The sequence below is a fragment of the Tepidiphilus sp. HLB4 genome, assembly GCF_054823945.1.
In genome coordinates this window covers 1-5,998 of record NZ_JSYB01000043.1, presented here as the reverse complement: position 1 = coordinate 5,998, position 5,998 = coordinate 1, and the positions used below count along the sequence as shown (strand labels likewise).

The following is a 5,998-nucleotide window of genomic DNA, read 5'->3' as shown; positions in this document are numbered from 1 at the left end:
GACGGAAGGCGATGACGTGCTGCGCGGCACCGAATTCAACGACCTGCTCGACGCTCGGGGTGGCAATGACCGCTTGCTGGGCCGTGGTGGCAACGACACCCTCATCGGCGGCAGTGGCAACGACGTACTCGATGGAGGCGCCGGCAACGATGTGCTGGCGGGCGAATCCGGGGCCGACACCTACGTCTTCGGGCGGGGATACGGCAATGACACCCTCAGTGACTACGCCGAGAACGGTGTGCAACGCGACACCGTGCGCCTGCTGGGGCTCAATCCAGCGGACATCCGGGTCACGGCCGACTACGCCGACAACCTCGTCTTCACCATCAGGGACACCGGCGAGACGCTGTCCGTGCCGCGCGGCGGCTACTGGTGGGCCAGCAACAGCGTCGGCCAGTATGTGTTCGACGACGGCACGGTGTGGAGCCACGACGATGCGCTGCGCGCCACGGTGGCTGCGCCCACCGGGAACGACGACACCATCCACGGCTCGTCCGCCGGGGACGCGATCACCGGCCAGGCGGGCAACGACACGCTGATCGGTAACGGCGGCAATGACGTGCTCGACGGCGGTGCGGGCAATGACCTCCTGATCGGCAGCACGGGCTGGAACTGGATTGACGACAACGGCCAGTGGCGGCAGGAGCGAAGCCTTGCGCCCTCCGTTTCCGCCAACGGCAACGACACCTACCTCTTCGGACGCGGCGACGGGCAGGACACGGTGATCGACGGCGACACCACCGCCGGCAACAGCGACACCTTGCGCTTCAAGGAAGGCGTTCTGCCATCGGACGTAAAACTCCTCCGCAGTGGCAACGATCTGGTGCTGAGCATTCGTAACAACGGCGGAGGCAGCAGCGATCAGGTGACGCTCAAGCAGTATTTCGACGAGGACTGGAATGGCACGAACGGCCCGAATCTGATCGAGCGCATCGCCTTTGCCGACGGCACGGTGCTGTCCTATGCCAACGTGCAAGCCATGCTCTTTGCCGGTAGCATTGATGCGGAAACCATCATTGGCTCGCGGGCGGCGGATGTGCTGACCGGCCAGGGCGGCGAGGACGTGCTGCTCGGCGGTGCGGGCCGGGACATCCTAGACGGTGGTGCGGGCAACGATGTGCTGCGCGGCGGGGGTGCCATTGGCTGGGGCAACCAGGTGTACGACGGGAACGGCGAGGGTGACACCTACCGCTTCGGCCGGGGCGACGGTCACGACACCATCCTCGAGGATTCCTGGCAGCAAGGCGAAACCGACCGCATCGAGTTCAAGACGGGTGTGCTGCCCTCCGATGTACGGCTGGAGCGGGTGCGCACCGTGAGCGGCTGGCAGGTCAACGACGACCTCAAAATCACCCTTCGCGACACCGGCGAGACGCTCACCGTCAAGAACCATTTCAACGAGAGCAACCGCTATGCGCTGGAGGAAATCGCCTTTGCCGACGGCACGCTGTGGGATGCGGAGACGATCAAGTCCCGCAGCCTGCTGGGCGAAGGCAGCAATGACGAGTTGCGCGGTTTCAATGAGCGGGACGATCGGATCGAAGGCGGTGCCGGTAACGACAAGCTGACCGGTTTCTCCGGCAACGATACGCTGGTTGGTGGCGCTGGCGACGATGCACTCGAAGGGGGTACTGGCTCCGACACCTACCGCTTCGGCCTGGGTGACGGCCAGGACGTGATCAACGAGGGCCACACTGCTGGCACAGACACGGTGGAGTTGACCGCAGGCGTCACGCCTCTTGACGTCACCGTGCGCTGGACGCTGCAAGGTGACATGGCCGTCACCCTGCCGGACGGCAGCAAACTCACCGTGCGCGGCCAGGCGGATACCTGGACTACCGAGCGAGGTGTCGAGCAACTGCGCTTTGCCGACGGCACGGTGTGGGATCGCACCGACCTGGCGTCGCGGGCTCTTGCCGCCACTGCCGGGGAGGACGCCATCGTCGGCAGTTACCAGGACGACATGCTCGACGGCGGTACCGGCAACGACCAGTTCCAGGATGTGGGTGGTTACGACACCTACCGTTTCGGTACGGGTGATGGCCAGGACACCATTGCCGACAATACTGGCCGCGTGCTGTTCAAGCCCGGCATCGGGCAGAACGACGTGAGCTTCACCCGCGACGGGAACGACCTGATCGCCACCGTCACCGCGTCGGGTGACGCGGTACGCATCGAGGACTGGCTCAACAGCTGGCAGCGCATCGACCGTTTCGACTTCGACAACGGCGCGCGGCTCAACGTGAGCGACGTGCTGGCCAAGCTCAACGTCAGCGAAGGCGCGGAAATCCTCTACGGTTCGCCGGGCGAGGATGCGCTGACCGGCACCGAGAAAGACAGCACCCTCTATGGCCGCGAAGGCAACGACGTGCTCGAAGGCGGCGCGGGACAAGACAAGCTCTATGGCGAAGCCGGGGATGACACGCTGGATGGCGGTGCAGACCGGGATTGGCTCTATGGCGGCGAAGGCAACAACAGCTACCGCGTGGCCACGGGCATAGGCCTGGACAACGCCATGGGTGCCAGCCTGGCCGTGGCCAACGACACGGTGGTGTTTGCGCCGGGCATCCGACCCGAGGACGTGTCGGTGCAGTTGGGGGATGCGAGTTGGAGCGGCCAAGCGGGCGATGTCGGCTACACCAACCTCGTCATCGGCATCGGTGGCAACGACGCGCTGGTCGTGCGCACCCAAAACTGGGATGACCTGGGGCGCGGCGCGATCCAACGCTTTCGCTTCGACGACGGCACTGAGTGGACGCTGGCCGATGTGATCGCCCGCGCCGATGGCGGCAAGATGGGTTATCAGTGGCGCTACCGGGGCGACTCAAGCAACATCGTCGGCAGCCAGGCCGACGATGAGATTTACGACTACACCGGCCAGTCCGTCACCGTCCAGGCGCGCGGCAACAACGACAACGTCCATCTGGAAGCGGGCAATGACCGGGTTTCCGCGGGCAGCGGCGACGACAATGTTTACGCTGGCGCCGGTGAGGATCTGGTCGCTGGCGAGGCTGGCAACGACAACCTCGACACCGGCGCGGGCGACGACGTGATCGTGTTCAACCACGGCGACGGCAACGACACGCTGCGCACTGGCGAGGGCACGGACACCCTGTCTTTCGGCGCCACGGTCACGCCGGCCATGCTCTCGGCGGCACTGAATCGTGACGGACGGGTGGTGTTGCTCATCGACGGCGGCCCGGGTGGCTCGATCACGCTCGACAACACCCGCCTCGACGATCTGCAGGGCGATCTGGAGCGCATTCAGTTCATCGACGCGGAGGGCAAGACGCGCGTCTTCGACCTGGCGGGCTGGCTGCAGGCCCATGCGGGTGCCTTGCTGTCGGCAACGACCGATGCGCCGCTGGCCTTTGACGGAACGGGCTTCGAGCTGACCGGTACGGTGGCTTCGGCGGGTGGTCTGGAAGCAGTGGCCTATGCGCAGTCTGGCAATCTGTTCGCTTCTGCCAACCTGGCCAACAACACCCCGACCGATGGCGATGACGTGCTTTACGGTACGCCCAATGGCGATCTGCTTTCCGCCGGTGCGGGCAACGACATTGCTCTGGGTCTGGCTGGCAACGACACCATTCTTGGCGGTGACGGTAACGACCTGATCCACGGCGGCGATGGCGATGACATGCTGGAGGGCAATGCCGGAAACGATGTGATCTACGGCGGCTGGGGCGCAGACCAACTCACCGGCGGCACCGGCAATGACCAACTCTTCGGCGAATGGGGTGGCGACACCTACGTGTACCAGCCCGGCCACGGTGAGGTGATCATCGACGACGACCATCGCGTGCTCAACTGGGGCTATGGCGGCGGTGAAGGCGGGTACGGTGGTGGTTATGGCGGCGATTGGGATGGTGGTGAAGGTGGTTACGGCGGCGGCTGGGACGGTGGCGAGGGTGGTTACGGCGGCACTATCGTCGACGATGCGCCCAACATCCTCACCTTCGGCCCCGGCATCCGGCCCGAAGACCTGCGCTATTCAGAGCGTAACGGCGATCTGGTGATCGAGTTCGCCAACCAGCCTGGCGACCGGGTGATCCTGCGCGGCTATGAGCCGAATCGGGCCACGCAGACCCGCTCGGTGGACATCATCCGCTTCGCCGATGGCACTGAGATCGTGGCCGAGACCATCGAACCCACGGGCAAGACCGAGATGGCAGGCGACGAGGGCGGTTGGCTCGACGGCACCCCGTTTGCCGACACCCTGATCGGCGGCGACGGCGATGACGTGCTGGACGGCCGTGGTGGCGCGGATCACCTGGTCGGCGGCGCGGGTTCTGATACCTACCGCATCTACAAGGAAGGGGGCAGCCGCCCGGTCGAGACACTCATTGCCGAAACCTGGCGTGAGCAGGATCTCAACCGAATCGAACTCCAAGGCGAATTCAACGCCGACGATCTTCAACTGGAATTTGATGGGCGCGACCTGCTGCTGCGTTTGAATGATGAGGGCGATGTAGTCCGCTTTGCAGGCTTCGACCCGCGTGCAGAAGGCATGCAGGCCCCGGTTTCGGAAATCAACCTGTCTTGGTATGGCGTGACGTTATCGTTCGAAGATTTGTTGGCGCGCGGCGTACGCATCATCGGCACGCCCGACAACGACGTGCTGACCGGCACGGCCTTGGCCGACTGGATCGAGGGCCGCGAGGCGGACGACACCATGAGCGGCGGCGCGGGCGGGGACCTCTACCTCATCGACGCCGATGGCGGCAGTGACACCATCATCGACACCGAAAACGGCGATACACCCAACACGTTGGTATTGCCAGAAGGCACGACGCTCCATGATGTGCGCCTGTCTTATGACGCTGAAGGCTTCCTGATCCTCGACCTCGACAACACCGGCAACCGCGTGCGTCTCTCGGGCTTCGATCCGCAGAACCCGTTGGGGCCACGCGCCGTGGAGCGTTTCCGCTTCGGTATCGACGGCGACGAAATCGGCTACGAGGAATTGCTCGCGCGCGGTTTCGACATCGTCGGTACGGAGGAGGGGGACGCCCTCAAGGGAACCACCCTCACGGATCGCATCCGGGGCGGCGACGGTAAGGACCTGATCGAAGCCACGCCAGGCAGCGACTGGCTCATGGGCGAAGGCGGCAACGACACCTACGTCGTGAACTTGGGCGACGGCGTCGTCACCATCGATGACGTGGCCGAGGAAGAGGCTGGCAACGTGCTGCGCTTCGGCCCGGGCATCGATCCGAACGTCTTGCGCAACAATTTGCGCTTCGAGGCGGACGGCAACGGTGGTCATGTGCTGCTCATCCCCTACGGCGATGCGGGCGACGTGGTACGCCTGACCGGCTTCGATCCGCAAGACGTGCTGGGCCATCACGCCGTCGAGCGCTTCGAGTTCGCCGACGGCACGGCGGTGGATTACGCCACCCTCGTGTCCTGGACCTTCGTGGTCGAGGGTGACAACGGCGGCAATGCACTTACTGGCACCAACGTCGGCGACCGGCTCTACGGCTACGACGGCGATGACATGATGGAAGCAGGTACTGGAAGTGACGAGTTACACGGTGGAACGGGCAACGACCTGCTACATGGAGCTGAAGGTGATGACGCCTACATCCTCAACAAAGGCGATGGTATCGACACGATCATCGACAGTGGTGCGACAGATTTCAACTACATCCGCTTCGGGACTGACATCCGGCCCGAAGACATCCGCCATGAATGGGATGGCACCACGCTTGTCTTGCATTACAGCGATGACGATGCGGTTCGGATCGATAACTACCATGGTTCGGAAGGCAACCCGGTCATCTTGGCACTCGCGTTTGAAGACGGCACCGTGGTGTCACTGACGGAACAGATGAACCGTGCTCCCGTGGCAACCGGGAAACTGGAAGACTCTGTAGCGACAGAGGATCAGGATTTCAGTCTGACCCTGCCCGCCGACCTGTTCAGCGATCCAGACGCATTCGACGAGATCCAGGTGGTGGTGCGACTAGCTGTCAGGTCCCGGACGATTGCATTG

General features: G+C 64.1%; 1 protein-coding gene. It reads left to right on the top strand.

Annotated features, from left to right (window positions below; genetic code table 11):
* A partial coding sequence (locus OA56_RS08020; protein WP_461584535.1) for a calcium-binding protein occupies positions 1-5,998 on the top strand: 5,998 nt, incomplete at both ends.